26 protein-coding genes are annotated in these 26,705 nt (G+C 64.2%); 14 read left to right on the forward strand and 12 right to left on the reverse strand.

Features of this window, described 5'->3' with window-relative positions:
* Positions 1-32: 32 nt before the first annotated feature.
* From NLM33_RS32195 to NLM33_RS32235, 9 genes are all read right to left on the reverse strand, one after another.
* Positions 33-1,904 carry a bifunctional sugar phosphate isomerase/epimerase/4-hydroxyphenylpyruvate dioxygenase family protein gene (locus NLM33_RS32195; RefSeq protein ID WP_254102257.1) on the reverse strand — a complete coding sequence of 624 codons (1,872 nt, stop codon included), beginning with the start codon at positions 1,902-1,904 and terminating at the stop codon, positions 33-35.
* A 70-nt stretch (positions 1,905-1,974) separates the two neighbouring features.
* Positions 1,975-2,712: an ABC transporter ATP-binding protein gene (locus NLM33_RS32200; protein ID WP_254102259.1), complete on the reverse strand. Its 738-nt coding sequence runs from the start codon at positions 2,710-2,712 to the stop codon at positions 1,975-1,977.
* A 10-nt stretch (positions 2,713-2,722) separates the two neighbouring features.
* Positions 2,723-3,466: an ABC transporter ATP-binding protein gene (locus NLM33_RS32205; protein ID WP_254102262.1), complete on the reverse strand. Its 744-nt coding sequence runs from the start codon at positions 3,464-3,466 to the stop codon at positions 2,723-2,725.
* Positions 3,463-4,461 (reverse strand): branched-chain amino acid ABC transporter permease, encoded by a 999-nt coding sequence (locus NLM33_RS32210; RefSeq protein ID WP_254102264.1) that lies wholly within the window; start codon positions 4,459-4,461, stop codon positions 3,463-3,465. Before NLM33_RS32210 ends, NLM33_RS32205 begins: the two co-directional genes overlap by 4 nt.
* Positions 4,458-5,333, reverse strand: a complete 876-nt coding sequence (locus NLM33_RS32215) for a branched-chain amino acid ABC transporter permease (RefSeq protein ID WP_254102266.1) — start codon at positions 5,331-5,333, stop codon at positions 4,458-4,460. The genes NLM33_RS32210 and NLM33_RS32215 overlap by 4 nt, the downstream gene beginning before the upstream one ends.
* A gap of 211 nt (positions 5,334-5,544) precedes the next feature.
* Positions 5,545-6,672: an ABC transporter substrate-binding protein gene (locus NLM33_RS32220; RefSeq protein WP_254102268.1), complete on the reverse strand. Its 1,128-nt coding sequence runs from the start codon at positions 6,670-6,672 to the stop codon at positions 5,545-5,547.
* A 58-nt stretch (positions 6,673-6,730) separates the two neighbouring features.
* Positions 6,731-7,606 carry a shikimate dehydrogenase gene (locus tag NLM33_RS32225; RefSeq protein WP_254102270.1) on the reverse strand — a complete coding sequence of 292 codons (876 nt, stop codon included), beginning with the start codon at positions 7,604-7,606 and terminating at the stop codon, positions 6,731-6,733.
* A 127-nt stretch (positions 7,607-7,733) separates the two neighbouring features.
* On the reverse strand, positions 7,734-8,672 hold the full coding sequence (locus NLM33_RS32230) for a LysR family transcriptional regulator (protein ID WP_254102272.1): 939 nt from the start codon (positions 8,670-8,672) through the stop codon (positions 7,734-7,736).
* Between the two features lie 245 nt (positions 8,673-8,917).
* Entirely contained in the window at positions 8,918-9,094 is a 177-nt protein-coding gene (locus NLM33_RS32235) for a hypothetical protein (protein WP_254102274.1), read from the reverse strand.
* 176 nt (positions 9,095-9,270) lie between these two features.
* On the opposite strand from NLM33_RS32235, the gene NLM33_RS32240 reads away from it, so the two are divergent.
* The 7 genes from NLM33_RS32240 to NLM33_RS32270 all read left to right on the forward strand — a co-directional run bounded on the left by NLM33_RS32240 (position 9,271) and on the right by NLM33_RS32270 (position 14,819).
* The gene (locus NLM33_RS32240) at positions 9,271-9,999 is read left to right on the forward strand and encodes a LuxR family transcriptional regulator (RefSeq protein WP_254102276.1); all 729 of its coding nucleotides are present in this window, start codon (positions 9,271-9,273) and stop codon (positions 9,997-9,999) included.
* Positions 10,000-10,079: 80 nt separating this feature from the next.
* Positions 10,080-10,739, forward strand: a complete 660-nt coding sequence (locus tag NLM33_RS32245; RefSeq protein ID WP_254102278.1) for an acyl-homoserine-lactone synthase — start codon at positions 10,080-10,082, stop codon at positions 10,737-10,739.
* Positions 10,740-10,785: 46 nt separating this feature from the next.
* Complete coding sequence (locus NLM33_RS32250) at positions 10,786-10,971, forward strand: hypothetical protein (protein ID WP_254102280.1); 186 nt, start codon at positions 10,786-10,788, stop codon at positions 10,969-10,971.
* A 511-nt stretch (positions 10,972-11,482) separates the two neighbouring features.
* Positions 11,483-12,400 (forward strand): branched-chain amino acid ABC transporter permease, encoded by a 918-nt coding sequence (locus NLM33_RS32255; RefSeq protein WP_254102282.1) that lies wholly within the window; start codon positions 11,483-11,485, stop codon positions 12,398-12,400.
* A complete protein-coding gene (locus NLM33_RS32260; protein WP_254102284.1) occupies positions 12,397-13,341 on the forward strand; it encodes a branched-chain amino acid ABC transporter permease in 945 nt (314 codons plus the stop codon). The genes NLM33_RS32255 and NLM33_RS32260 overlap by 4 nt, the downstream gene beginning before the upstream one ends.
* Positions 13,334-14,101, forward strand: coding sequence for an ABC transporter ATP-binding protein (locus NLM33_RS32265; protein ID WP_254102285.1), 768 nt, complete (start codon positions 13,334-13,336; stop codon positions 14,099-14,101). Before NLM33_RS32260 ends, NLM33_RS32265 begins: the two co-directional genes overlap by 8 nt.
* 4 nt (positions 14,102-14,105) lie before the next feature.
* The gene (locus tag NLM33_RS32270) at positions 14,106-14,819 is read left to right on the forward strand and encodes an ABC transporter ATP-binding protein (protein WP_371930146.1); all 714 of its coding nucleotides are present in this window, start codon (positions 14,106-14,108) and stop codon (positions 14,817-14,819) included.
* A 344-nt stretch (positions 14,820-15,163) separates the two neighbouring features.
* Here NLM33_RS32270 and NLM33_RS32275 read toward each other — a convergent pair whose 3' ends face one another.
* Positions 15,164-16,600 (reverse strand): glutamine synthetase family protein, encoded by a 1,437-nt coding sequence (locus tag NLM33_RS32275; RefSeq protein ID WP_254102289.1) that lies wholly within the window; start codon positions 16,598-16,600, stop codon positions 15,164-15,166.
* Between the two features lie 130 nt (positions 16,601-16,730).
* The gene (locus NLM33_RS32280; protein ID WP_254102291.1) at positions 16,731-18,089 is read right to left on the reverse strand and encodes an aromatic ring-hydroxylating dioxygenase subunit alpha; all 1,359 of its coding nucleotides are present in this window, start codon (positions 18,087-18,089) and stop codon (positions 16,731-16,733) included.
* A 111-nt stretch (positions 18,090-18,200) separates the two neighbouring features.
* On the opposite strand from NLM33_RS32280, the gene NLM33_RS32285 reads away from it, so the two are divergent.
* The 3 genes from NLM33_RS32285 to NLM33_RS32295 all read left to right on the forward strand — a co-directional run bounded on the left by NLM33_RS32285 (position 18,201) and on the right by NLM33_RS32295 (position 20,703).
* Entirely contained in the window at positions 18,201-18,986 is a 786-nt protein-coding gene (locus NLM33_RS32285) for an IclR family transcriptional regulator C-terminal domain-containing protein (protein ID WP_254102293.1), read from the forward strand.
* A 54-nt stretch (positions 18,987-19,040) separates the two neighbouring features.
* Positions 19,041-19,370, forward strand: a complete 330-nt coding sequence (locus NLM33_RS32290; protein ID WP_254102295.1) for a PRC-barrel domain-containing protein — start codon at positions 19,041-19,043, stop codon at positions 19,368-19,370.
* A gap of 202 nt (positions 19,371-19,572) precedes the next feature.
* A complete protein-coding gene (locus NLM33_RS32295) occupies positions 19,573-20,703 on the forward strand; it encodes a glycoside hydrolase family 172 protein (RefSeq protein WP_254102297.1) in 1,131 nt (376 codons plus the stop codon).
* Here NLM33_RS32295 and NLM33_RS32300 read toward each other — a convergent pair whose 3' ends face one another.
* Complete coding sequence (locus NLM33_RS32300; RefSeq protein ID WP_254102299.1) at positions 20,704-21,612, reverse strand: helix-turn-helix transcriptional regulator; 909 nt, start codon at positions 21,610-21,612, stop codon at positions 20,704-20,706.
* Between the two features lie 122 nt (positions 21,613-21,734).
* Here NLM33_RS32300 and NLM33_RS32305 point away from each other — a divergent pair, with 122 nt between their 5' ends.
* The 4 genes from NLM33_RS32305 to boxC all read left to right on the forward strand — a co-directional run bounded on the left by NLM33_RS32305 (position 21,735) and on the right by boxC (position 26,574).
* Positions 21,735-23,276, forward strand: coding sequence for a benzoate-CoA ligase family protein (locus NLM33_RS32305; protein WP_254102301.1), 1,542 nt, complete (start codon positions 21,735-21,737; stop codon positions 23,274-23,276).
* A gap of 130 nt (positions 23,277-23,406) precedes the next feature.
* Positions 23,407-24,225, forward strand: coding sequence for an alpha/beta fold hydrolase (locus NLM33_RS32310; RefSeq protein WP_254102303.1), 819 nt, complete (start codon positions 23,407-23,409; stop codon positions 24,223-24,225).
* Between the two features lie 21 nt (positions 24,226-24,246).
* On the forward strand, positions 24,247-24,768 hold the full coding sequence (locus tag NLM33_RS32315; RefSeq protein ID WP_254102305.1) for a DUF309 domain-containing protein: 522 nt from the start codon (positions 24,247-24,249) through the stop codon (positions 24,766-24,768).
* A gap of 117 nt (positions 24,769-24,885) precedes the next feature.
* Entirely contained in the window at positions 24,886-26,574 is a 1,689-nt protein-coding gene (gene boxC / locus NLM33_RS32320; protein WP_254102307.1) for a 2,3-epoxybenzoyl-CoA dihydrolase, read from the forward strand.
* The last annotated feature ends 131 nt before the right edge of the window (positions 26,575-26,705 follow it).

A 26,705-nucleotide genomic window follows, 5' to 3' on the forward strand; every position in this document is an offset into this window, starting at 1 on the left:
ATCAGGTGCAGCGCCAAACGCGCTGCATCCACTCAGATCCGCGGCATGCTCGAGGGGCGCACCTCGCGTGCTTGCGCGGCGAGCCTGATCGCGGCGTTCGCTGCGCCAAAGCCCTGATAGTTGCGCCGCTCGACGATCTCGAAGAAGAAGCGCTCGTCGAAAATGTGAGTGTATACCTGGAAGAACTCGCCGTCGCCCTCGCGATCGTAGAGGATCTGGTTCTCGCGAAGCTGCGCCATCACCTCGGGCGCGAGATCGTATTTGGCTTCGATGTCGTCGTAATAATTGTCGGGGATTTCCAGAAACTCTGCGCCGCGTTTGCGCATGGCGGCTACCGTCGCAAAGATATCCTGGCAGGAGAAGGCGATATGCTGCACGCCTGAGCCAAAAAACTCCGAGATGAAGCGCGCCGGCAGCGTGCGGTTGGCCGAGGAGCCGTTGAGCACGAAGCGCAGGCTCTCGTCGCCATTGATGATCGCCTGGCTCTGCACGAGGCCGCGGGGGTCCGCGATCTCCATCTGTGGCAGCCGGGTCAGATCGAGGATGCCGGTGTAGAACAAGAGCCAGGACAGCATTTCGTCATAGGGCATCGACTGCGCGATGTGGTCGACCGCGAGCAGCTGATCGGTGCCGGCGTTGCTTGCGACCGGTTCGAAATCGGTGTCCCAGTTCTTGCCGGCCTGGTCGAGGAAATAGAGCAGGCTGCCGCCGACGCCGTGGATCGCAGGGATTTCCAACTCGCCCGGACCGACCGGAGAATAGAAGGTGCGCGCTTTCAGGGCTTCCGCGCGCGCCATGGCGCGGCCGGAATCGTCGACGTCGAGCGCAATGGCGCAGACGCCGGGACCATGCGTGACGTAGTGCGAATGCGCAAAGCCGTCGGTCTCGCAGTTGATCACGAGCTCCACCTTGCCCTGCGTCCAGCGTTCCACCGCCTTGCTGCGGTGCTTGCCGGTCTTGCGGAAGCCGAGCTGCGAGAACAGGCCGGCGAGCTCGGCAGCCTTGGTCTCGTTGACAGCGAACTCGACGAAGCCGGTGCCGCGGGTCTTCGCATTTGGCGCGAGTTGCTTGTCGGCGAGCTTCGGCCATTTTGCCGCGAGCTGGTCCTGCAACAGGATCAGCGAGCGCAGGCCGTCGGTCGCCGTCTGCGCAGCGGAGCCGGCGCGGAACTGGTCGTTGAAGATTTCCAGCGACAGCGGCCCGGCATAGCCGGTCGCCGCGATCGCCTCCATGAATTCGCCGACCGGCAGGTCGCCCTGGCCGGGGAAGGAGCGGAAATGCCGGCTCCAGGAGAGGATGTCGAGCTCGAGCTTCGGCGCATCGGCAAGCTGCACCAGAAAGATCTTGTCGCCGGGGATCGAGGCCATCGCGCGTGTCGGGAAGCTCGGCGCCAGTGCGTGAAAGCTGTCGAGAATGACGCCGATCGCGGGATGGTCGGCACGGCGCACGATCTCCCAGGCATCGCGGTAGTCGTTGACGTGACGTCCCCAGGCCAGCGCCTCGTAGCCGACGCGGAGAGAACGTTTTGCTGCGCGATCGCCGAGCTCGCGGAAATCGTCCGCGGCGCGGTCAATGCCGCCGAGCGAAGCCGGCGAGACGTTGCTGCAGATCAGGAGGAGGTCGGTGCCGAGCTCCTGCATCAAATCGAACTTGCGCTCGGCGCGGGCAAAGTTGCGCGAGCGCTGCGGCTCCGGCATGCCCTCGAAGTCGCGGAACGGCTGGAAGGCGCAGATCTCGAGATTGAGGTCCTTGCAGAGGCGCGCCACCTCGCGCGGGCTCGCGCCGAACGACAACAAGTCGTTCTCGAAAATCTCGACGGCGTCGAAGCCGGCCGACGCGATGGCGCGGAGCTTTTCGTCCAGCGTGCCTGAGAGGGAGACCGTTGCGATCGAGCGTTTATTCATTCTGCCTGCTCCATGATCCGGCCCGGCGATATCATTTGTCTGGTGCGCGCGGCTTCGCTGACGGCCTCGCTCATGCCGAGCTCTCCTCCATCGCGCCGCCGAGGAAGAGTTGGCCGATGCGGGGGTCATTCAGGATGCGCTCGGCCTTGTCGACCATGCGGGTCTGGCCGAGCTCGAGCACGATGCCGAAATCGGAGATCTCCAGCGCCGAGCGCGCGTTCTGCTCGATCATCAAGATCGTCACGCCGCGGTCGCGCAAGGATTTGAGGATATCGAAGGTTTGCTGCACCATCAGCGGCGACAGGCCGATCGAGGGCTCGTCGATCAGCACGAGCTTTGGTTCGAGCAGGAGCGAGCGCGCGATCTCGAGCTGTTTCTGCTCGCCACCCGACAGCGTGGAAGCCTGCTGCGCCGACTTGCGCCGCAGCGCCGGGAACAGGTCGAGCGCAGCCTCGATGCGCGCCTGTAGATCGATGTCTTTCGCCGCCGCGACGCCGCCGAGCTCGATATTGTGGCGCACCGACAGCTCCGGAAAAATGTTGCGGCCCTGTGGAACGTAGCAGATGCCGGCATTGAGCAGCGCACGCTGGCTCAAGTTCGTGACATCGCGATCGGCGAATGTGATCTTGCCTTCGCGCAGCTTCAACAGGCCGAAGATCGCCTTGAACACGGTCGACTTGCCGGCGCCATTCGGGCCGATGATGGTGGTGATGGTGGCCTGCGGCACGGCGAATGTCGTGCCGTTCAGGATGGTCATCTTGCCGTAGCCGCCGACGAGATTGTGAACCGAGAGGATCGTGTCGCTCATGGCCGGCTCCTCAATGTCCGAGATAGGCTTCGATCACGGCGGGGTTCTTACGCACCTCGTCCGGTCGCCCCATCGCGAGCACCTTGCCTTCCGCCATCACCATCACGCGCGAGCACAGCGACATCACGAATTCCATGTTGTGCTCGATCACCACGAAGGTCGCGTTCTTCTCGCGGTTGATCGCGACCAGGCGCTCCTTCAGGTCCGACAGCATCGTCGGGTTGACGCCGCCCGCGGGCTCGTCGAGCAGCACCAGTCGCGGTCCGCCCATGAAGGCCATCGCGGCATCGAGCAGCTTCTGTTGGCCGTAGGAGAGGCCGCCGGCAGGTTCAGCGGCGAGATGGTCGAGCTTGAAGAAGCCGATCATCTGGTTGGCGGCGTCCGTCAGCCCGGCGTCGGAGCGGCCGACGAGGCGTGAGGCCATGTTGCCCTGGTGCTCCTGCCCGGCAAGGATCAGGTTCTCGCGCACCGAGAGTTTTGGAAACACCTGCAGGAGCTGGAAGGTGCGGCTGACCCCGAGCTTGTTGAGCTCTGAGGGGCGCAGGCCCGTGACGCTCCTGCCGTCGAGCTTGACCTCGCCGCTGCTCGGCGTGAGCTGGCCGAGGATGCAGTTGAACAGCGTCGACTTGCCGCAGCCGTTCGGGCCGATCAGGCCGAGGATCTCGCCTTCGCGGACGTCAAAGCTGACGCCGTCGACCGCAGAGATGCCGCCAAAGTTCTTCTTGATATTGGTGACTTCGAGCACCGCACTCATTGCGCCGTCTCCAGTCGGGATTTTGCGACGGCCCTGAGCGCAGACGCCGCCTTGGTGCGCCGCGCGGCCATGTAGCGATCGAGGATCCCCAGGATACCGGTCGGCGACCAGATCAGCAGCAGCATGACTGCGATCGCGTAGAGCATCAGGTAATAGCCCTCGGTGAAGCGCAGCCATTCCGGCAGCAGCACTGCGATCATCGCGCCGAGGAAGGGGCCGAGATAGAAGCCGGCGCCGCCGACGATCACCATCATCAACAGGTCGAGCGAGAGCGACAGGTTGAACGGCACCGGATCGATATATTGCGTCAGCGGCGCATAGAGCGCGCCGGCGATGCCGCCGAGCGCCGAGCCGATCGCGAACGCCATCAGCGTGTAGCGGCGGGTGTCGACGCCAAGCGACTGCGCGCGCTGCGGGTTCTCGCGCAGCGCAATGAAGGCGCGGCCCCAGGGCGAGCGGATCAGCCACCATACCGCCAGCGACACGATGGCGAGCGAGCCAAGGCAGACATAGTAGAACGGCAGCGGCTTGTTGGTCGCGATGCCGAAAATATGCGGCCGCGGAATATTGGAGATGCCGTAGATGCCGCCGGTGAGCCAGCTCTCGTTGCGGAACACCAGGAAGGCGAGGGTGGAGAAGGCGAGCGTAACGAAGGCGAGGTAGTGGTGCTGCACGCGCAGCGCCGGATAGCCGAGGACCCAGCCGACCGCGAAGCTCAGCACAATCGCGACGACGATCGCGGCCGGCAGCGGCCAGCCATGGGTCGTCATGATCGCCGCGGCGTAAGCGCCGATGCCGACGAAGGCGCCCTGGGCCAGCGAGACCTGGCCGGCATAGCCGAGCGTGAGATTGAGGCCCATCGCGGCGATCGTCATCACGGCCCACTGGCTGAGGATGAACAGGCCGTAGCGATTGAAGTTCATGGGAACGACGATCAGGGCGGCGATGACGGCGAGGCCAAGCGCGATCTTCAGGGGTTTGGCAAATCCGGTCATACCGTGCGCTCCTCGGCGCGGCCGAGTAGGCCTTGGGGACGGAACAGGATGACGATGATCAGCACGAGCATCGGCACTGCCGAGCGATATTGCGTCGAGACGTAGGAGGCCGCGAGATTGTCGAGCACCCCGATCAGGAGGCCGCCGGCAATCGCGCCGCGCACCTGGTTGAAGCCGCCGACGATCGCGGCGATGAAGGCGGCCTGGCCCAGCACCTCGCCGGAGGAGAATTTCGCCAGATAGATCGGCGTGATCAGGAGCGAAGCCAGCGCGACCAGGAAGGCGTTGATCAGGAAGGTCAGGAGGATCATCCGCTCGACCGGAACGCCGATGATGCGCGCCACCGTCGGGTTCTGCGCCGCCGCCTGCATCTGGTGGCCGAGCGAGGTGCGGTTCAGAAGCGCTGTCAGCCCGACCACGGCGAGAATCGCGACGACGAGCACGCCGATGCTTTGCAACGAGACCGCATGTCCAAAGACGGAGATGTCACCGGTCGGAACGATCGAGGGGAAGGGCGAGGCCTCGGCGCTGAAGAACTGCTTCACGGCTTCCTTGATGCCGATTGCGAGGGCCATGGTGGCGATCGCCAGCGGCAGCACGCCATGGCGCATCATCGGATCGACCAGCAGCATCTTGAAGGCGAGGCCAAGCAGGATCATCGAGAGCAGGATGCCGAGGATGATGGCGAGCCAGAACGGTGCCCCGACATGCATCGCGGCCAGCATCAGAAACGCCGGCAGCATCACGAACTCGCCCTGCGCGAAATTGATGGTCTGCGAGGTCTGCCAGAGTAGCGTGAAGCCGACCGCCACCAGCGCATAGATGGCGCCCGTTGCCAGTCCTGCGACCAGAAGATCGAACAGATTGGACATTTTTCCCCTCTCGTGTCCTCTCGCCCCGCTCTTTCGTCTCCCTCTCCCCGTTCTTACGGGGAGAGGGTGGGGTGAGGGGCTCTTTCCGCGAAATCCGTGACAATTAGACTCGCGGAAGCGGCCCCTCACCCCAACCCTCTCCCCGCGAAAGAGCGGGGAGAGGGAGAAGAGCGGTCGGCCTCTCCCCGCGGGCGGGGAGAGGGAGAAGCGCTCACTTCAGCTTCGGCAGCACCTGCTTCACGACCTGCTTGCCTTCCACGACCTCGACCAGGAAACTCTGGCGATCGATGTCGCCGGTATCGCTAAAGGTGACGTCCATCAGGATGCCCGGCTCGTCCGCGGCCTTGATGGTCAGGCCGTGCAGCGTGTCGGCGAACGCCTTGGAGTCGACCTTGCCCATCTTCTCGGTGGTGGCCTTCACCATGTAGACGGCGAGATAGCCCTTCAGGCCGTTATGGTCGGGCACGTAGTTGTACTTTTTGGAGAACCGATCGCGGAAGCCCTTGATCAGGTCGACCGGTGCGTCGGTGGTGAGGCCGACATGGCCGCGCGCGCCGTTGGCGGCGTCGCCCGCGAACTCGATCACCTTCTGGCCGATCAGCGTGGTCTCGCCCATCAGCGGTGCGGTGACGCCCTGGCGCTTCAGCTCCTTGAGGATACGTGCGCTCTCTTCCTCGTTGAGGTAGACGAACACCGCGTCCGGATTGGCGGCCTTGATCTTGCCGACGTCGGCGGCGAAATCGGCCTGCCCTGCTTCGGTCGAGAGATCGGCGACCACCTTGGAGCCGAGGCGCTCGAGCTCCTTGACGACGACGTCGCGTCCGCCGCGGCCGAAATCATTGTTGACCCAGACCACCGCGACCGACTTCGCCTTCATGTCGTCGTGGATGTACTTGGCGACCTTCGGCATCGAGGATTGCTGGCCGAAGGAGGTGCGGAACAGGAACTTGTTGCCGGCCTGGGTCAGCTCGGCGGCTTCGCCGCCCATGATCTGCGCGATGCCGGCTTCGGCCGCGAGCGGCGCGGTGACCTTCACCGAACCGGAATAGCCGGGCCCGAGCAGCACGTAGGGCTCGGCGTCGAGCGCCTTCTGAACCTGTGCGCGCGCCACGCCCGGGTTGGACTGCGAGTCGGCATGGGTGACCTCGAGCTTGCGGCCGAGCACGCCGCCCTTGGCGTTGATCTCCTCGATCGCGAGATCGATGCCGTTCTTCCAGTTGGTGCCGACGGTGGCGCCGCCGCCGGACAGCTCGGCGACGTCGGCCAGCTTGATCGGCTGCGCAAAGGCGCTCGTTGCCATGGCAACCGCAAGCAGGGCGCCCAGTAGTGTCGATTTCATCTCACTCCTCCCGTTTCTCTTCAGTTTTGCAAGCGGCCTTGTTTCCGGCCGCTTTCGGTCAAGCTGCCTGATAGGCGGCGCTGCGCGCCGCCATCACGGCGTCAAAAGCCTCGCCCATGACCTCGGTCGATGGAGCAAGGCCGGTGAACAGTTCGAACGCGTCCGCGGCCTGGTAGATCGCAAGCTCGCGCCCGGTCATGATCGGCGCGCCCTTGGCCTGCGCGGCCGCCAGCAGCGGGGTGATCAGCGGCGAATAGACGGCATCGGCGACCCAGAGGTCTGCACGCAGCAGCGCCGTCGGCACCGGCGTGTCCCGGTTCGGCAGCATGCCGACCGGCGTGCCGTTGATCAGGCCGGTTGCGCCCCTGAGCGCATCCTCGATGCTCGATGCGACCTTTGCGCCGTTCGCGATCAGGAGCGAGGCAAGCCTCTCGGCCCGCGCCGGCTCGCTGTCGACGATGCGGATGTCGGAGACCTTCTGGCTCGCCAGTGCAAAGGCGATCGCCTTGCCGACGCCGCCGGCGCCGATCACGGCAACCGCATTGCCCGCGGGCGCCAGCAACGGCGCCACCGCGCGGGCAAATCCCGTGGTGTCGGTGTTGTGGCCGATCAGCCGGCCATCCCGCACGACGACGGTGTTGACTGCGCCCATGGCGGCTGCGCCCGGCGCAAGCTCGTCGAGCAGCGGTACCACCGCTTCCTTGTAGGGATAGGTGACGTTGACGCCGGCAAAGCCGAGGCGCCGCACCCCCTCGAGCATCATGCTGAGCCCGGTCGCATCCGCGCCGGCGACCTCGATGAGCTGATAGTGGCCGCGCAGTCCCAGCGCCTCGGCGGCGCGCTCGTGCATGGCGGGGGAGGCGGAATGCTTAATCGGCGCGCCGATCAGGCCGGTGAGGAGTTTCTGAGATGCGACAGGTCGGCGCGTTGACATGATCCGAATTGGTCTTGGTGTGTTTCGCCACGCGGTGTTGCGCGGAAATTGGCAAAGCTCAAGCCCGACGATAGCCGGTCCTTGGCCTAACACAATTACCCATTTATCCTACAAACCTAACATAATGTTACTTCTTGCGTCCGCGCGTCGCGGCGCCCTTCTGGCCGCTGCGCGACGGCTCGACCGCGCGCATCTCGGCGCGAAGCTGCTCGATGAAATATTCGACGTGGAGAGAGAGCGGCGCGCCGCGCTTCACCGCGATATAGGTGTCGAACCGCGTCGGCTCGGTGATCTTCAACAGCTCGATGCCGGGATAGCCGCCATGGGCGACCGTGAACTGGTCGATGATCGCGATCCCGAGGCCCGCCTTCACCAGCGCGCACACCGTGGTGCCGAAGCGGGCGCGGATGGTGATGTTGTAGTCGAGCCGGTGACGGGCAAAGATCTCGGCCATGATCCGCCCGTAAGGATCGTTCGGATCGATGCCGATCAGCGGATAGCGCGTGATTTCGGCCGCCGAGACCTGCTTGCGGCCGGCGAGCTCATGGCCGGGCGGCACGATGCAATAGAGCTCGCCGGAAGCGAGCGGCATGAAGTCGAGGCCGGAATGTTCGAGGCGGTAGCTCATCGCGACGCACTCGCCGCGGCCGAGCATGAGGTAGTCGATCGCTTCCTCGAGCTTCAGGATGTTGATGTCGATGCCGATATCCGGATAGCGCCGCCGGACGCGCTCGATCGCGCGCGGCACCATCACCTGCGAGATGCTCGGCACCGAGCCGATGCGCAGCTCCGACAATCCGCCGCGGCCGATCTTGGAGATGATCTCGGAGAGGTCGTCGACCTTCTTGTAGACGCCGTTGATCTGCTCGAAGATGTTCTCGGCCTCGGGCGTCGGGAAGTAGCGTCCGTTCTGCCGCTGGAAGAAGCGAATACCGAGCGAGCGTTCGGTGTATTTGACGAGACGGCTGATGCCGGGCGCCGAGACGTTCAACAGCTTCGCCGCGCCGCCAATGGTCCCCGTCACCATCACGGCACGGATCACTTCAACCTGGCGCAGCGTCATCATGCTCTAGCGCAATCCCGATGGACGATCGTGAGTGACGATCATCTCACGACATGCGTCATGTCATCCAGCCGCAAATGCCTGTCAACGTGAATAGAGGGCGGCGCGATTGCTTGGCCTCCTCGCAAGGAAGGGGGGATACCGATTTCGCGGTCAGGTTGTTTCGACTAGAATCAGTACGTTCGAATTGAAAAGCGGGGCGCAGATTGCACGAACCGTTTCATTCGCGCGGTTGCTGCTACTGCGTTCTAGCGTGCCGGCCCGTCGGGCGAAGCGCTATCGGGCAGCCCGGCGCGTTCACTCTCCAGCACCTTGCGCGCAAGCTCGATGATCTTCTGCTTGTTCGCGGTCTCGCGGACAGCGAAGAACACGCGGTTGAGTTCCAGGCCGAGCACGCTGTTGAGGGCGATGTTCTCGTCTTCCATCGTGGCTTTCCCGCTCCAGACTATGCACGTGTATCTTGACCCCCCTTCTGCCACAAGTAGATAAAATCTCCAGAGTGTGTGCGTTCCGTGAAACTACGGGGGCGACGCATTGAGGCGCGGCACGAGTCAGGCTACAAAGCAACCTACGAAGGCAGGCAGGGGGCAGGAACGAACCGATGTCCGCCGTGGACTATGGCCGGGAAGCGCTCGACTTCATCGAAGGACTGGAAGCCTACAGCAAGGTTCCGGATGCGATGGACGCGCTTGAGGCGGCATTCGGCCGCTTCGGCTTCGAGCACATCATCGTCACTGGACTGCCGAATCCGGAGCAGCACTTCGAGCAGATGGTGCTTGCCAAGCGCTGGCCGGCTGAATGGTTCAGGATGTACACCGAGAGGAACTACGTCCGCTTCGATCCGGTGATCCGGATGTGCCGGCAGTCGGTGAACCCCTTCGAATGGTCGGAAGCACCTTACGATGCCGAGCGGGAGCTCGGTGCGGTGGAGGTGATGAACCGCGCCACCGATTTCCGCATGTCGCGCGGCTTCGTCGTGCCGATCCACGGGCTGACCGGTTATGAAGCCGGTGTTTCGCTCGGCGGCGTGCATCTCGATCTCAACGCGCGAAGCAAGCCGGCGCTGCACCTGATGGCGATGTACGGCTTCGACCGCATCCGCCGCCTGCTCGATCCGCGTCCGACGCCGCCGGCGCTGCTTACGCCGCGTGAGCGCGAGGTGATCGCCTGGGCCTCGCAAGGCAAGTCCGCCTGGGAGATCGGCGAGATCCTGCACATCACGCAGCGGACCGCGGAAGAGCATCTTGCAACCGCTGCGCGCAAACTCGGTGCCGTCAACCGTACGCATGCAGTCGCGATCGCGATCAGGCACAAAATCATCAATCCATAAGCTCTCACTGGGAAATTTCCCAATATCGAGTCCGCCTCTTTTGAACGAGGCTTCCCCCGTTTTGAAAAACGGGGGATTTCATGATCCATGCAATTTCATCGGCGAACCGTCATCTGTATGAGGACGTCGTCGAGCAACACTTCCGCTTGCGGCACGAGGTCTTCGTCGACGAGCGCAAGTGGGAGGCGCTGCGCAAGCCCGACGGCCGCGAGATCGACGTCTACGACGACGAGGACGCGATCTACATGCTCGCGCTGGAGAGCCGCCGTGTGATCGGCGGCTACCGGCTCTATCCGACCACCAAGCCGACGATGATGAGCGAGATCTTTCCGCATCTCGCCGCGGTGCGCGGCTGTCCGGCGGACGCGCTGGTCTGGGAGTGGTCGCGCTTCTTCGTCGCGCGCGACCGCCGCGACGGAACCGTCAACCTGCAACTGATGGCGTCGGCGCAGGAGTTCTGTCTCGACCAGGGCATCGAGCGTCTCTGCCTGGTCATGGAGACCTGGTGGTTGCCGCGCTTCCACGACATCGGATTTGTCGTCACGCCTCTGGGATTGCCCGCGCTGGTCGACGGCTCCTGGACCATGGCCGCCACGATCGACGTTCGCCGGGAGTCGCTCGATATCGTGCGCGAGCGGATCGGCATGGCGAGCGTCGTGCGCCAGGACGGTCCGCGCCTTAACGCCATCGCCCGTGCCAACACCTGCGGCCTCACCGCCGCGCAACGAAAGACCGCCTGAGATGTCGAACATGATTCGAGACAGCCGAACCCTTGCGAAGCTCAAGATGAAAATGAAGGAAGAAAATCTCGGCTACATGTCCGACATGGCGCTCGAGCTGGCGCAGATGGCGGACGATTGCGGCCACGCCACGCTCGCCTATCTGTTCCGGATGGCAGCGCTGGAAGCCTCCACCGCCGATGGCGTCGCAACCGACCGGGACGACTTTCCTCACTCGATGACGTCGCACTGAGTGCGGCGATGATCCTCCTCCCTCTCCCCGTTCCTGCGGGGAGAGGGGCGTGGGCCTCTCTCCAAGAGGACGGTGAGAGCTGGACTCGTGGAAGCTCTCCCCCCAATCCGAATTCAAGCTGCGCCTGAATTCGACCTCTCGCCGCAAGCGGGGCGAGGTGAAGAGCGCCGTAACACGCCGTCTCAGAGCGAACGCGCATCCGTGACTGCGCGATGGATCGTCGGCGAGCCCCTCGAACAACCTCACCGTTCAACGTCAGCCCGTCGTGTCGTCCGAATTGACGGCAGGTGCGGCAGGTTGACCCATGCTCTGCGGCAACCTTCTTGCTTGGTGCGCTCGTCGCCTGTTCGATGAGATGCAACAAAGTGCATGTTGGGCGCAGAATCGCTCTTGCGTCGGAACGATACTGCCGTTACCGATTTTGGCCTTGAAGAGGCAGGGGGAGCTCTTTCACTGATGGCGGCCGTGTTCGAACATCGGCGCAACGTGATGCGTGGCTGAAAGAGCGTCGATGCTGCTCGTCGTCGAACAATTCCTCAACGGATTGCAGTTCGGGCTGCTTCTCTTCCTGCTGGCCGCCGGCCTGACGCTGGTGTTCGGGATCATGGATCTCGTCAACCTCGCGCACGGCTCGCTCTACATGATGGGCGCCTATTTCGCCGCGACCTTCGTCGCATGGACCGGCAATTTCCTGCTGGGCGCGCTACTCGCGCTCGGCGCGACGCTCGTGCTCGGCATCGTGCTCGAAGTGGTGGCGCTCAGGCATCTCTATGGCCGCGACCATCTCGACCACGTGCTCGCGACCTTCGGCCTGATCCTGTTCTTCAATGAAGCGGTGCGGCTGATCTGGGGGCCGGCGGGCCTGGCGCTGCCGCTGCCGCCCTGGCTCACCGTGCCGGTGCCGATCCTTCCCGGCATCCATTATCCGGCCTATCGGCTTGCGATCATCGTGGTCGCCCTTCTGGTCGCGCTGCTGCTCTATCTCGGCGTGATGCGCACGCGCATCGGCATGCTGATCCGGGCCGGCGCCTCCAACCGCGAGATGATCGGTGCGCTCGGCATCAACATCAAGCTGCTCTACACGCTGGTGTTCGGCCTAGGTGCCGCGCTCGCCGGCCTTGCCGGCCTGATGCAGGCGCCGATCCTCACCGTGCAGATCGGCATGGGCGAGAACATCTTGATCCTTGCCTTCGTCATCATCGTCATTGGCGGTATCGGCTCGATCCGCGGCGCGTTCCTCGCCGCGATCTTCGTCGGCATGATCGACACGCTCGGCCGTGCCTTCCTGCCGAACCTGCTGCGCCAGATCCTGAGTTCAACCGCGGCATCCACCGCCGCGCCCGCGCTGTCCTCGATGCTCATCTATCTCTTGATGGCGATCGTGCTGGTGGTGCGGCCGGAGGGGCTGTTTCCGGCCAATCGTCGATGAAGGCCTTGAGCGTGAGCAAGGCCGTCACGGCCCTGATGCTGGCGGGCCTCGTGCTGCTGCCGCTCTATTCGCAGCTGTCGGGCAACATCTTCATCCTGACGCTGTTCACCCGCATCGTCATCCTGGCGCTCGCGGCCGCGAGCCTCAACCTCATCATGGGCTATGGCGGCATGATGAGCTTCGGCCACGCCGCCTATCTCGGCATCGGCGGCTACGCAGTCGGCATCCTGGCGCAGGAAGGCGTCGGAAGCGGCTTCATCCAGTTCCCGGTCGCGCTGGCGGCCTCCGCGCTCTATGCGCTCGTGATCGGCGCGCTGTCCTTGCGGACCCGCGGCGTCTACTTCATCATGATCACGCTCGCCTTCGCGCAGATGGCCTACTACGTCGCCTCGGGGCTCGCTCGCTATGGCGGCGACGACGGTCTCACCGTGTACAAGCGCAGCGATTTTTCCGGGCTGATCGATCTCTCCAGCCGTGTGCAGTTCTACTATCTCTGCCTCGCCTGCCTGATCGGCGTCATTGTCCTGATCTGGCGCATCGTCAATTCGCGCTTCGGTCTCGTCGTGCAGGGGCTGCGCTCCAACGAGCAGCGCATGCAGGCGATCGGCTTTCCGGCAAAGCGCTACCAGCTCGTCTGCTTCGTCATCTCGGGCACCATGTGCGGGCTCGCCGGCGCGCTGCTCGCCAACAACACCGATTTCGTCAGCCCGGCCGTGATGTACTGGACCCGCTCCGGCGACCTCATGGTGATGGTGATCCTCGGCGGCATGGGTACGCTGTTCGGCCCGGTCATGGGTGCGGTGGTATATCTGCTGCTGGAAGAATTCTTGTCGCAGATCACCGAATATTGGGCGCTGATCATGGGCCCGCTCTTGCTGCTGATCGTGCTGTTCGGGCGCGGCGGCATCTTGGGCATGCTCGGGAGGGCTGGTCGTGGCTGAACCGCTGCTCCGCGTCGAAAAGCTGGTGCGGCGCTTCGGCGGCATCACCGCGACCGATCACGTCTCGCTCGATGTTGCGGCCGGCGAGCTGCACGCCATCATCGGCCCGAACGGCGCCGGCAAGACCACGCTGATCAGCCAGCTCACCGGGCACCTCTCGCCGCATGCGGGCAGCGTCTTGCTCGGCGGGCGCGACATCACCTATCTGCCGGCCTATCGCCGTTGCGCGCTGGGCCTGGCCCGTTCGTTCCAGATCACCTCGCTGCTGCTCGACTTCACCGCCGCCGACAATGTCGCGCTGGCGGCGCAGGCGCACGCCGGCACGTCGTTCCGTTTCTTTGCCAATGCGCGGAAGGAGCGATCCTTGCGCGATGCTGCCCACGCCGCGCTCGATCGCGTCGGCCTGTCGCATCGCGCCGATGTCGTGGTGTCGCGGCTCAGCCATGGCGAGCGGCGCGAGCTCGAGCTCGCCGTGGCGCTGGCGAGCAAGCCAAAAATCCTGCTGCTGGACGAGCCGATGGCCGGCCTCGGCGTCATCGAATCCCAGCGCATGGTGAAGCTGCTTCAGGATCTGCGCAAAGAGGTCTCGATCGTGCTGGTCGAGCATGACATGCCGGCGGTGTTCGCGCTCGCCGATCGCATCTCGGTGCTGGTCTATGGCCGCGTCATCGCCTCCGGCGATCCGGCCGCGATCCGCGGCAACGACGAGGTCAAGCGCGCCTATCTCGGCGATCAGCACGTGGTGACGCGCCATGACTGACCGGATGGCTGACACCCTGCTCGACGTCGACGGTATCGAGACCTGCTACGGGCTGTCCCAGGTGCTGTTCGGCCTGTCGCTGTCCATCAAGGCAGGCGAGATGGTTTCCTTGATGGGCCGCAACGGCATGGGCAAGACCACGACCATCCGCTCCATCATGGGCCTGACGCCGGCGCGCGCAGGCGCGATCCGCTTTGCAGGCTCGGAGGTGCGGCAGCTTCCATCCTACCGGATCGCGAAGCTCGGCGTGGGTCTCGTGCCTGAGGGACGCCAGATCTTTCCGAACCTCACCGTGCGCGAAAATCTCGTCGCGGCCGCCGCCGACCGCTTCGGCAGCGACAATCCCTGGACGCTCGCTGCGATCTACGTCCTGTTCCCGCGGCTGGCCGAGCGCGCATCCAACATGGGCAACCAGCTCTCCGGCGGCGAGCAGCAGATGCTTGCGATCGGCCGCGCGCTGATGACCAATCCAAAGCTGTTGATCCTCGATGAAGCGACCGAAGGCCTTGCGCCCTTAATCCGTGAGGAAATCTGGAATTGTTTGTCGCTGCTCAAGAAGCGCGGGCAGTCGATCCTGGTGGTCGACAAGAACGTCGATCACCTCGCCCGCATCTGCGACCGCCACTACATCATCGAGCGCGGCAAGACGGTGTGGAGCGGCACCTCGGGCGAGCTGACGGCCGAGCCGGAGCTGCAGCACCGGTATCTGGGGATTTGAGGAAACCCGCTACTTGGTCAATCCGCCTTACCTAACGGAACGGTCGCGCTTAGCGCGCCAGGCGATGCACGCCGATCTCGATCAGGGTGGTGCGGCAGGACAGGCGGTAAATCAGGCTGAATAATTGACCCCACATGACCGAACTCCATTGTCTGATCACATGCTGCCAGCCTAGCGCTGCAATCTTTCCGGCGGTTTTCGAGGGGTGCGGAAAATGGCTTCGTCCGGCAGCGACGTGATGTCGTCGGAACAGGTGGGACGAAGTCGCCTCACAGCGGCGTGAGGCGTGAGCGCCGTCATTCCGGGGCGATGCCGACGCATCGCCCCGGAATGACGTCCCAAAACTAGAACATCTCGAAATATTCGCGATGCTCCCAGTCGGTCACCTCGGACAGGAAGCGGTCGATCTCGGCATTCTTGATGTGGGTGTAGTAGTCGACGAATTCCGTCCCCAGCTTCTCGCGGAAGAACGGATCGTCCTTCAGCGCGCCGACGGCATCGCGCAAGGATTTTGGCAACAGCGGCGCCTTGGTCTCATAGGGCGCGTCCGCCGACGGGCCGGGATCGAGCTTGCGGTCGACACCATCAAGCCCAGAGAGGATTTGCGAAGCCATGTAGAGATAGGGGTTGGCGGCGGGCTCGCCGATGCGGTTCTCCAGGCGCGTCGCCGGATCGTTTGCACCGCCGAGCACGCGGATCATCACGCCGCGATTGTCGCTGCCCCAGATCGCGCGGTCCGGCGCAAGCGAGTAGGAGCGGTAGCGCTTGTAGCCGTTGATTGTCGGTGTCGTGAACACGGCAGAGGCGCGGGCGTGATCGAGCAGACCCGCGAGCCAGGCGCGGCCGAATTCGCTGAGCGGCTGGCCGGTCTCTCTCGCCATGAACAGATTCTCAGCCGTCGCGCGCGAGACGATCGACTGGTGCAGGTGCCAGCCGCTCGCGAACACGTTCGGCAGTTTTGGCCGGCACATGAAGGTGGCGTGATAGCCGTGACGGCGCGCGATCTGCTTCACGGCCGAGCGGAACAGCACCATGTTGTCGGCGGACTCGATGCCCTTGCGCGGTTGGAAAGTAAATTCACACTGGCTCGGCCCGAACTCGACCTCGACGGAGCGCAAGGGAAGCCCGAGCGCGACGATGTCGCGACGCAGGATCTCCAGCACCGGCTCCATCTGATCGAAGCGCTGCTCGGTGAGGTATTGATAGCCGTGGCTGAGCAGGCTCACCGATGGCGGCGTGCCGGGCTGGCCGGCGTCTTCGGCGCGCATATGCGCGTCGTCGAGCTTGAAGATGTGGAATTCGACCTCGAGGCCGGCGACGAAATCATGGCCGCGCGCGCCGAGCTCGTCGAGCACGCGCCGGTAAAGGTTGCGCGTCGCGAACGGCACAGGCCGTCCGTCATTGAAGTAGAGATCGCAAAGCAGCCAGCCCGTGCTAGGTGCCCAGGGTAGCACGCGGAAGGTGGTGGGATCGGCGACCATCAGCACGTCGGCCGCACCCTCCATCTCCTTCATCCCGAACCCGCCGCCTGATGTGAACACCGGAAACACCGTGCGGTGCGAGGTGTCCTTGGCGAGCATGGTCGTGGTGATGGAGCAGCCGCTCTCCAGTGACGCCATCGCCTCCGATGCGATAATGGTCTTGCCGCGCAAAATGCCGTGCTGGTCGGGGAAGGCGAGGCGGATGACTTCGAGGTTCTTCTCCTCGACCATCCGCCGCACGCGCAACGCCGCATCCTTCTGCTCGGCCGACCAAAGCCCGTGACGCGCGACGAAACTCACTTCATCACTCCTTCAACTGCCGTAGGGTGGGCAAAGCGAAGCGTGCCCACCACGTCTGTCGCAGGTGCTGTGACATGGTGGGCACGGCGCTTCGCGCCTTTGCCCACCCTACAGGCTTCCCACACAAGCCTCACTCCGCCGCCGTCAGCCGGTGCACGTTATCGGCAATGTCCTTCGGCACTGGCGCCATCCACGGCGCGCCTCGCCTCCGCTTGACGTCGACTTCCATCCAGTAGGTCTCCCAGCCCTGGGTCGGGCCGATGCCGTCCATGGTCGCCGGCCCCTGGATGCTGCGTGCGTTGCTCTCATCCAGATGCAGCATCGGCTTCTCGCCGCCCACGACCTTCTCGATCTCCTGCCGCAACAGGCGACGGTACTGCACGATCGCCTTGTCGCTTTGTCCGAGATGCTCCTTGGTGCGATCCTGGATCGCGCCCATCGATTCCACCGCCCACTGGTCGTGGACGTTGATGTCGGTGCCCATGCCGGTATAGGTCGCGGTCTGCTGCTCGTGCGGATCAAAGCCGTAATCGTTGGCCTTGTTCTTGCGCGAGATGTAATCGGGCAGCTCATAGAGCTCGAGCCGCTGGTCGCGCATCTTTGTCTTGTCGACCGGGTTCGTGTAGCTGGTGAAGATCGCGTACCAGTAGCAGTTCTCGTCGTCGACCGGCACGTGCCACTGCGTGATCGTCATCTCCGTGCTCATGGGGATGACGAAGCCGTGCGGGAAAAGCTGGTTGGTGACGCGCACATGGGTGCGCTCGTCGTCGATCTCGCGCAGCGCAATCAGGCGCAGGCCGTATTCGGTGTGTTCGACATTGATGATCGGGCGGTCGTATTCGCGCAGGATCCTGGTCATCGGCAGGTCGGAGCCGGCGGAGGCGCCGCGGAACTGCTTGCCGTAGGCGGCCGAGGTGTCCTCGTCCTCGAAGAAGCGGTGCAGATAGGAGGCGTGCGCGGGGTCGATGCCGACCTCCAGTGCCTGGAGCCAGTTGCAGGCCATGTGGCCCTTGAACGCAAAAGTATGCGTGCCGGGTGCGACGAAGCAGTCGATCTCCGGAAATGCGGGCGGGGCACCCTCGCCGAGATAAGCCCAGAGGATGCCGCTCTTCTCCACCACGGGATAGGAGCGCTGGCGGATGTTCTGGCAGAGCTTTGAATCCTTCGGCTCGGCCGGCGTCTCGATGCACTGCCCCGTCGCGTCGAACAGCCAGCCATGGAAGGCGCAGCGCAGTCCGCCATTCTCAAGCCGTCCGAAGGCGAGGTCGGCGCCGCGATGCGCGCAGTGGCGGTCGATCAAGCCGTAGCGGCCGCCCTCGTCGCGGAACAGCACGAGGTTTTCGCCAAGCAGTTTGACGGGCCGCACCGGGCGTGCGCCCTCCAGCTCATCCACCAGCGCCGCCGGTTGCCAGTAGCTCCGCATCAGTCTGCCGCAGGGGTCTTTCGGCCCGGTGCGGGTGATCAGGTCGTTCTGCTCCTGGCTCATCATGGCGGTCGCGTCCCTTTTGCGCGGAGTGGCGTTGTTCGCCTATTGAACGAATGGGCGAATTATGACATGCCTTGATTTGGCGGCAAGCAATATTTTGCAGGCGCGGAGCGGATGCCCAAGCTGAAGCGGAACGAGACGGAGGAGCGCGCGACGGATTTCGTCGAGAGCCTCGATCGCGGCCTGCGGCTGTTGCAGATGTTCGGCTCGACCGCCGGACCGATGACGCTGAGCGATCTTGCCCGTGCCGCCGAGCTGCCGCGCGCCACTGCCAGGCGCATCCTGTTCACGCTCCAGCATGGCGGTTTCGTCGCGAGCGACGGCAAGCTGTTCTCGCTGACGCCGCACGTGCTGACGCTAGCCGCGTCGTATCTGCGCTCCAACCAGCTCGTCGCCGTGCTGCAACCGGTGCTCGACCGCGTCGCGACTGCGGCGCAGGAGATCTCCTCCCTCGCCGTGCTCGACGGCGATGACGTCGTGTTCATCGCGCGCGGCAGCCCGATGCGGGTGTTCTCCGGCGGGCTCGAGATCGGCTACCGGCTGCCGGCCTTTTGCACGTCGGTCGGCCGCGCCATGCTCGGCCAGTTCGACGATGCCGCGCTCGCCGCCCGCCTGAAGACGATGAAGCGGGCGGCGCTGACGCCGCAGTCCGTGACCGATCCGAAGTTGCTCCTTGCGAAGATCGCTGCCGATCGCGCGCAGGGTTTCTCGCTGGTCGACCGCGAAGCCGAGCCGCATTTCCGCTCGATCTCCGTTCCTGTCCGCCGCTACGACGACACCATCGTTGCCGCCATCAACATGGGCGCCCATGTCGACCGCGTGCCGACGCAGGAGCTGATCGACCGCTTCCTGCCGCTGCTGCGCGAGGGCGCGGTGTCGGTGCGCTCGCAACTTCTGTAGCTGCGCCTCGCCTGTGCTATAATGCACGCGACGCAAGAACCCAGGGAGCACGCCATGCACACCATGGTTCCCAGTGATCGCGTGGAGCATGTCGCCGTCTTCGGGCGCGACGGCACGAAGCTCGGCACAATCGAGCGCCTGATGCTCGACAAGTTGAGCGGAACGGTCGCCTATGCCGTGATCAAGACGGGCGGGATGCTCGGCACGCATCACCATTATCCCCTCCAGTGGAGCGCGTTGAAGTACGATCCGCACCGCCAGGCCTTCCAGGTCGAGGTGACGCTGGACGAGCTGAGCGCCGGCCCGTGCGAGTTCGACGGCGAGGAGTTCGACTGGGGCGACCGCTCGCGAAGCTACCAGCATCCGAACTACTGGTCGGTGTAGCAAAGCCCGGTAGGGTGGGTTGGCCGAAGGCGTAACCCTCCTCTTTGCTTTCCGCGCCGCGAGAGAAGTGGTGGGTTACGCTTCGCTAACCCACCCTACAATCTGCGGCGCGAATGCGCCGACCATGCTTGCTTGCAGTTTGCTGTTGCCGATCCGGCTAGGCTAGTTTCGTGTCTCGACGCACAGCAAGGCGAGAGACACAATGACATTCTCCGGACTAGGCCTCCATCTCGGCAACCTCTCGCGCCTGTCGAACGCGCAGTCGCGCTCGATCAGCCCGGAAAATTTCACCGGCGAGAAAGGCAAGGGCGGCATGGCCGTCGATGGCCCGGCGGCACCTCAGGCGCGTGACCTCGGACGGGGCTGGAAGATCTCGCCTTACGTCGTCGTCGAGCCCGGCGCGACCTTTACGCTTGCCGACATCGAAGGCGCGGGCGCGCTCCAGCAGATCTGGATGACGATTTCGCGCGGCCGTCTGCGCCGTTCCATCCTGCGCATCTATTGGGATGACCAAACGCTGCCCAGCGTCGAATGTCCGATCGGCGATTTCTTCGCCTGCGGCTGGGAGGAGTTTGCGCAGGTGTCCTCGCTCGCGGTCTGCGTCAATCCGGGCCGCGGCTTCAATTGCTATTGGGAAATGCCGTTCCGCAAGCGCGCGCGGGTCACGCTGGAGAACCGCAACGAGGAGGCGCAGACCATCTACTACCAGATCAACTACACGCTGACGGACGTGCCGGAAGATTGCGCCTATTTTCATGCGCAGTTCAGGCGAACCAATCCGGTGCCGTACAAGGAGGTCCATACGCTGCTCGATGGCGTCACCGGACATGGCCACTATGTCGGCACCTACATGGCCTGGGGCTCGAACAGCAATGGCTGGTGGGGCGAGGGCGAGATCAAATTCTTCATCGACGGCGACGGTGAGTTTCCGACCATCTGCGGCACTGGCACCGAGGATTATTTTGGCGGCGCGTACAATTTCGATCCGCGCGTGCCGTGGCAGCTCGCCAATCCCGGGGCAAGCGGCGGGCCGTCGTCGCGCTATCTCGAATTCACCACGCCCTATGCCGGCCTGCCGCAGGTGATCCGCCCCGACGGTGTCTACAAGTCGCAGCAGCGCTTTGGCATGTATCGCTGGCACATCCCCGATCCCGTGCGCTTCCAGAGTGATCTGCGCGTAACGATGCAGGCGCTCGGCTGGCGCTCCGGCGTGAAGGAGCCGAAATATCTGCCCTTGCAGGACGACGTTGCGTCGGTCGCCTTCTGGTACCAGGCGCTGCCCACGGCGCGGTTTCCGGACTTGCCGGGCGCGGAATATCTCGAGGTGGACTGACTAAAGCGCCACGCTGCGCAGCCCAAACGACCGTGCTTCGTTTTGCAGCACGGGGCGCACGGCGTCGATCAGCCTCGCCGCAGCAGCGTCCACGCTGAGTCCTGCCGTATCCACCACCGCGGTTGCACGCGAATACAGCGGCTCGCGGCTGAGCAAAATGTTGCGCAGCTCCGTCATCGCGGAGCGATCGTCGGCCATCGGGCGCAGGTCGCCCTGGCGGCGCACGCGGGCCATGTGCTCTTCGGGCTCGGCCTTCAGCCAGATCGTGTAGAACGAGGACAGGATCTGGTCGAAGGTCAAAGGCTCCGAGACGATGCCGCCGCCGGTTGCGAGCACCATCAGCTCGTGGCGTGCGAGGAGCTGTTGCAGTGCCGCCTGCTCCATGCGGCGAAAGCCTTCCTGGCCGTACAGCGCGATGATCTCGGCGATTGACAGCCCGTTCTGCTCCTCGATCGCCTTGTTGAGTTCGACGAAGCTCCAGCCGATTTTTTTCGCCAAGATCTTGCCGAGCGTGGATTTGCCGGCGCCGCGCAGGCCGATCAGCGCGATACCGCAGAACGGCGCGCGCCGCGGCGCGGACGCGCTGCCGCCGGCGAGCAGATCCTTGGCCTGCGCGATCTGGCCGGGCGTCGCCTTGCGCAGGAGGTCGCGGAACATCTGCCAATCCGGCGCAGGCTCGATCGTCGGCAGCAGGTCTTCCAGATGCGCGCCCATCGCGTTCGACACGCGCCTGAGCAGCACGATCGAGACATTGCCTTTGCCGCTTTCGAGCTGGGCGATGTAGCGTTCGGAAATGCCGGACACCTTGGCGAGCACCTTGCGCGACATGCCGCGCAGTGCGCGCATGGTGCGCACGCGCTGGCCAAGCTGTTCGAGGAATTGGGATTCGGCGTCGGGACTTTCGGTCATTTGCCTTCTTTAGCGGATGTCCGGCGGCGCATTTGTCGGAAACATAATGCCTGATGGCATTGACAGCAAGCCGACAGAGTGTCTTTCTATGAATTATAATTCAAAATTCGGGGGAGAAGTCCGTGAGCGAGGCATCCTACAATGCGGTGACCTGGCTGCTCGACCGTAACATCGCGGAGGGCAGGGGCAGCAAGCTCGTCTTCGACGACACCGTCTCCCGCCTGACCTATGGCGAGCTTCAGCAACAGACGAATCGCGCGGCCAACATGTTGCGCCGTCTCGGCGTCCGCCGCGAGGAGCGAGTCGCGATGATCATGCTCGATACGGTCGATTTTCCGATCGTGTTTTTGGGCGCGATCCGTGCCGGCATCGTGCCGGTGCCGCTGAACACGCTACTGACTGCGGAGCAATACGCCTACATCCTCGCCGACTGCCGCGCGCGCGTGCTGTTCGTCTCCGAGGCGCTCTATCCCGTCATCAAGGACGTGGTCGGCCGCATGCCGGATCTCGAGCATGTCATCGTCGCCGGCAAGAAGCAGAACGGCCACAAGCAGCTCGCCGAAGAACTCGCGCAGGAGCGCGATGATTTCGCGACCGCCGCCACGCATCCGGACGAGCCGGCGTTCTGGCTCTATTCGTCCGGCTCGACCGGCATGCCCAAGGGCGTGCGCCATCTGCACGCGAACTTGCAGGCGACCGCCGACACCTATGCCAAGCAGGTGCTCGGCATTCGCGAGGACGATGTTTGTCTTTCCGCAGCAAAGCTGTTCTTCGCCTATGGCCTCGGTAATGCGCTGACCTTCCCGATGTCGGTCGGCGCCACCACGGTGCTGAACACCGAGCGGCCGACGCCGGCTCGCATGTTCGAATTGATGAGCAGATACAATCCGACCATTTTCTACGGCGTGCCGACGCTGTTCGCCTCAATGCTCAACGATGAAGCCGGCAAGCAGGAGCGCGGCGGCAACAAGCTTCGCATCTGCACTTCCGCCGGCGAGGCACTACCTGAATCGGTGGGCAATGCCTGGAAGGCGCGCTTCGGCGTCGACATCCTCGACGGTGTCGGCTCGACCGAGCTGTTGCACATCTTCCTGTCGAACGCGCCCGGCGACATTAAATACGGCTCATCCGGCAAGCCGGTGCCGGGCTATGCGGTGCGGCTGGTGAACGAGGCCGGCCAGGACGTGCCTGACGGCGAGGTCGGCGAGCTCTTGGTCGATGCGCCCTCGGCCGGTGAAGGCTACTGGAACCAGCGCCACAAGAGCCGCCGCACGTTTGAGGGGCCGTGGACACGCACCGGCGACAAATATGTCCGCGACGCCGAGGGCCGCTACACCTTCTGCGGACGCTCCGACGACATGTTCAAGGTCTCCGGCATCTGGGTCTCGCCCTTCGAGGTCGAGAGCGCCTTGATCACGCACCCGGCCGTGCTGGAAGCAGCCGTCGTGCCCGAGGCTGATCCGGAAGGCCTGTTGAAGCCAAAGGCCTTCGTCGTGCTGCGTCCCGGCGCCAAGACCAGCGATCTGCAGGAGACGCTGAAAGAGCACGTCAAGCAGAAGATCGGCCCGTGGAAATATCCGCGCTGGATCGACGTGGTGGAGTCATTGCCGAAGACGGCAACCGGCAAGATCCAGCGCTTCAAGCTGCGCGAAGGCGCTAACTGACGAGTTCGTCATTCCGGGGCGATGCGAAGCATCGAACCCGGAATCTCGAGCGGCAAACGACAATCTCGAGATTCCGGATCAGCTCGTGTTGCGAGCTGTCCGGAATGACGGAATGAACGGGAACGACAGCATGACCAACCTCACCCCCACAGGCTTCCTCACTATCGGCGGCGCGAGCCTCGAATATAGATGGCTTGCGCCGAAATCGGCGGACGCGCCCACCATCGTCATGTTGCATGAGGGGCTCGGTTCGGCCGGCTTGTGGGGCGACTTTCCGGAAAAGCTGCAAGCGGCGACCGGCGCCGGCATCTTCCTCTATTCGCGGGCGGGCTATGGCCAGTCGAGCCCCGTGACGCTGCCGCGGCCGCTCGACTACATGCATCGCGAGGCGCTGGACGTGCTGCCGACGCTGCTGGACGCGATCGGCTTCAAGCGCGGCCTGTTGCTCGGCCATTCCGACGGCGCCTCGATCGCGACGATTTACGCCGGTTCACATCAGGATCACCGCCTGCAAGGCATCGCGTTGATCGCGCCGCATTTCATCGTCGAGGACATCTCGGTGAAGTCGATCGCCGAGATCAAGACGACTTACGAGACTACGGACCTCAAGGCGAAACTGGCGCGCTGGCACAAGGATGTCGATAACGCCTTCCAAGGCTGGAACGGCGCCTGGCTCGACCCAAAATTCCGCAACTGGGATATTTCCGAGTACCTCGCCTATATCCGCGTGCCCGTCCTGGTCGTTCAAGGTGTGGATGACCAATACGGGACCATGCGTCAGGTCGAGATTGCGCAGGAAGAGTGCTATTGTCCGGTAGATTTGAAAGTCATTTCAGACGCGGGGCACTCCCCGCATCGTGAAGCGCCTGGGGCGACGCTTGACGCTATTGCAGAATTTGCCCTGGCGGCCTTGCGCGCCGACCAGGGTCTTGAGGGATATGCCGCATGAATCATCGGAGGTTCTGCTCCGATGATTGCGCGACCATCCGTGACCGGCTCCTTGCCATGGCCGCAATGGGCCTATGTGCCCGGCGAAACCGACCTCGACGCCGATTGCGAGACGCTCGACATGGCCAAGGCGCTGGTGCCGCCGGCCTTCCGCGGCCATGTACCGGCACGGCATCCGGCGCTGCGTTATGGGCTCGCGCTCAACGATCGCGGTTACTTCTGGGAATCGCAGGAGATCCTAGAAGCGGTGTGGGCGGCTGCTCCCCAGCGCGGCCGCGAGCGCATCCTGCTGCGCGCCTGCATCTATGTCGCCAACGCGAACCTGCGGCTGCGCATCGTCAGGCCGCATTCGGCCTCGCGCCTGTTCGGGGAGGCGCTGGAGGAATTGCGGGAGCTCAAGACACGCAAGGCATCCGCAGGCGGTGACGGCTTCGTCGACCGTTTTCCAACGGAGGCGCTGGTCGCTCTTCTCCAGGCCAAGCTCGGCCGTCCGCTGCTGTCCAAGGCCGATTGGGTCCCGCTCGGGACGCTTCCGCGCCCCTGAGTGATCATGAAACAAAATGCATGTACGTCCCTCGAAGGACTAGACGCTTACTGAAAGATGCACTATTGTGCATGTAACTTAAAACCAGACGCGCATAATCAAGCTCAAGGGTGGCCCATGGCCGGGGAAGATCGTCGCCTCGCAGGCGGTGCGAAATTCATCGATTTCCAGACCGATCCGTCGCGCTACCGGCACTGGAAGCTCGGGGTCGATGGCGACGTCGCGACGCTGACCATGGACGTCGACGAGAATGGCGGCCTGTTCGAGGGCTACCTGCTCAAGCTCAATTCCTACGACCTCGGCGTCGACATCGAGCTTGCCGATGCGATCCAGCGGCTGCGCTTCGAGCATCCCGAGGTGAAGGTCGTGCTGATGCGCTCGGCCAAGAACCGCGTGTTTTGCGCCGGCGCCAACATCCGCATGCTCGCCGGCTCGACCCACGCCCACAAGGTCAACTTCTGCAAGTTCACCAACGAGACCCGCAACGGCATGGAGGACTCTTCGGAGAATTCCGGCCAGCGCTTCATCACTGTCGTGAACGGCTCGGCCGCCGGCGGCGGCTATGAGCTGGCGCTCGCAACCGACCACATCATCCTTGCCGATGACGGCTCGTCCGCCGTGGCGCTGCCCGAAGTGCCGCTGCTTGCGGTGCTGCCAGGCACCGGCGGGCTCACGCGCGTCGTCGACAAGCGCAAGGTGCGCCGCGACCACGCCGACTTCTTCTGCACCATCGAGGAAGGCGTAAAGGGCAAGCGCGCGGTCGCCTGGCGGCTGGTCGACGAGATCGTGCCGAACTCCAAGCTCGAGGCGAAGATCACCGAGCGCGCCAAGGAATTTGCAGCGTCATCCAAGCGCAAGGGTAGCGGCAAGGGCATTGCGCTCACCCCGCTCAAGCGCATCATCGACGAGACCAGCATCCGCTACGGCTTCGTCAGCGTCGATATCGATCGCGCCGCGCGCATCGCCACCATCTCGATCAAGGCGCCGGAGGCTGCGCCTCCCGCCGATATCGACGGCATGCTGGCGCAGGGTGCATCCTTCTGGCCGCTCCAGGTCGCCCGCGAGCTCGATGATGCGATCCTGCACCTGCGCATCAACGAGCTCGAGATCGCGATGCTCGTGTTCAAGAGTCATGGCGAGCGCGCCCATGTACTCGCCTGCGACGCGTTCCTCGAGGCCAACAAGGCGCATTGGCTCGTCAACGAAATCCGCCACTACTGGAAGCGCGTGCTCAAGCGCGTCGACGTCACCTCGCGCACGCTGGTGACGCTGGTGGAGCCCGGCTCCTGCTTTGCCGGCACGCTCGCCGAGCTCGTGTTCGCCGCCGACCGCTCGTACATGCTGATCGGCACGCGCCAGGGCGACAACCGGCCGCCGCCCTCGATCGAGCTCTCCGCGATGAACTTCGGGCCCTATCCGATGAGCCATGGGTTGACCCGCCTGCAATCGCGTTTCCAGGCCGACCCGTCCGATGTGGAGCGCGCGGAAGCCACCGTCGGCACCAGTCTCGATGCCGAGGAGGCCGAGGAACTCGGCCTCGTCACCTTCGCACTCGATGACATCGACTGGGACGACGAGGTCCGCGTCTTCCTCGAGGAGCGTGCCAGCTTCTCGCCCGACAGCCTCACGGGCATGGAAGCCAGCCTGCGCTTCGTCGGTCCGGAGACGATGGAGTCAAAAATCTTTGCGCGTCTGACCGCGTGGCAGAACTGGATCTTCCAGCGTCCGAACGCGGTCGGCGAGGAGGGCGCGCTGCGCCGCTACGGCAGCGGCCAGAAGCCGAAATTCGATATGACGCGGGTGTAACTCTCATGTCCCGGGCGCGCTGCGGCACGAAGTGACGCTGCGCAGAACCGGGACCCACGTGAACCAGACAATGGGTCCCGGCTCAGCGGCGCAACGCTTCGCGCTGCACCGCGTCCGGGACAAGAGATCGC

This window comes from Bradyrhizobium sp. CCGUVB1N3 (assembly GCF_024199925.1).
Classification (GTDB): Bacteria; Pseudomonadota; Alphaproteobacteria; order Rhizobiales; family Xanthobacteraceae; genus Bradyrhizobium.

Excerpts from the sequence above, each read along its gene's own strand:
- boxC (WP_254102307.1), top strand. The coding sequence starts at position 24,886 with ATGGCCGGGGAAGATCGTCGCCTCGCAGGCGGTGCGAAATTCATCGAT.
- NLM33_RS32255 (WP_254102282.1), top strand. The coding sequence starts at position 11,483 with ATGCTGCTCGTCGTCGAACAATTCCTCAACGGATTGCAGTTCGGGCTG.
- NLM33_RS32295 (WP_254102297.1), top strand. The coding sequence starts at position 19,573 with ATGACATTCTCCGGACTAGGCCTCCATCTCGGCAACCTCTCGCGCCTG.
- NLM33_RS32230 (WP_254102272.1), bottom strand. The coding sequence starts at position 8,672 with ATGATGACGCTGCGCCAGGTTGAAGTGATCCGTGCCGTGATGGTGACG.
- NLM33_RS32300 (WP_254102299.1), bottom strand. The coding sequence starts at position 21,612 with ATGACCGAAAGTCCCGACGCCGAATCCCAATTCCTCGAACAGCTTGGC.
- NLM33_RS32235 (WP_254102274.1), bottom strand. The coding sequence starts at position 9,094 with ATGGAAGACGAGAACATCGCCCTCAACAGCGTGCTCGGCCTGGAACTC.
- NLM33_RS32315 (WP_254102305.1), top strand. The coding sequence starts at position 24,247 with ATGATTGCGCGACCATCCGTGACCGGCTCCTTGCCATGGCCGCAATGG.
- NLM33_RS32220 (WP_254102268.1), bottom strand. The coding sequence starts at position 6,672 with ATGAAATCGACACTACTGGGCGCCCTGCTTGCGGTTGCCATGGCAACG.
- NLM33_RS32225 (WP_254102270.1), bottom strand. The coding sequence starts at position 7,606 with ATGTCAACGCGCCGACCTGTCGCATCTCAGAAACTCCTCACCGGCCTG.
- NLM33_RS32280 (WP_254102291.1), bottom strand. The coding sequence starts at position 18,089 with ATGATGAGCCAGGAGCAGAACGACCTGATCACCCGCACCGGGCCGAAA.
- NLM33_RS32310 (WP_254102303.1), top strand. The coding sequence starts at position 23,407 with ATGACCAACCTCACCCCCACAGGCTTCCTCACTATCGGCGGCGCGAGC.
- NLM33_RS32260 (WP_254102284.1), top strand. The coding sequence starts at position 12,397 with ATGAAGGCCTTGAGCGTGAGCAAGGCCGTCACGGCCCTGATGCTGGCG.
- NLM33_RS32195 (WP_254102257.1), bottom strand. The coding sequence starts at position 1,904 with ATGAATAAACGCTCGATCGCAACGGTCTCCCTCTCAGGCACGCTGGAC.
- NLM33_RS32285 (WP_254102293.1), top strand. The coding sequence starts at position 18,201 with ATGCCCAAGCTGAAGCGGAACGAGACGGAGGAGCGCGCGACGGATTTC.
- NLM33_RS32250 (WP_254102280.1), top strand. The coding sequence starts at position 10,786 with ATGAAAATGAAGGAAGAAAATCTCGGCTACATGTCCGACATGGCGCTC.
- NLM33_RS32210 (WP_254102264.1), bottom strand. The coding sequence starts at position 4,461 with ATGACCGGATTTGCCAAACCCCTGAAGATCGCGCTTGGCCTCGCCGTC.
- NLM33_RS32290 (WP_254102295.1), top strand. The coding sequence starts at position 19,041 with ATGCACACCATGGTTCCCAGTGATCGCGTGGAGCATGTCGCCGTCTTC.
- NLM33_RS32270 (WP_371930146.1), top strand. The coding sequence starts at position 14,106 with ATGGCTGACACCCTGCTCGACGTCGACGGTATCGAGACCTGCTACGGG.
- NLM33_RS32205 (WP_254102262.1), bottom strand. The coding sequence starts at position 3,466 with ATGAGTGCGGTGCTCGAAGTCACCAATATCAAGAAGAACTTTGGCGGC.
- NLM33_RS32240 (WP_254102276.1), top strand. The coding sequence starts at position 9,271 with ATGTCCGCCGTGGACTATGGCCGGGAAGCGCTCGACTTCATCGAAGGA.
- NLM33_RS32245 (WP_254102278.1), top strand. The coding sequence starts at position 10,080 with ATGATCCATGCAATTTCATCGGCGAACCGTCATCTGTATGAGGACGTC.
- NLM33_RS32200 (WP_254102259.1), bottom strand. The coding sequence starts at position 2,712 with ATGAGCGACACGATCCTCTCGGTTCACAATCTCGTCGGCGGCTACGGC.
- NLM33_RS32215 (WP_254102266.1), bottom strand. The coding sequence starts at position 5,333 with ATGTCCAATCTGTTCGATCTTCTGGTCGCAGGACTGGCAACGGGCGCC.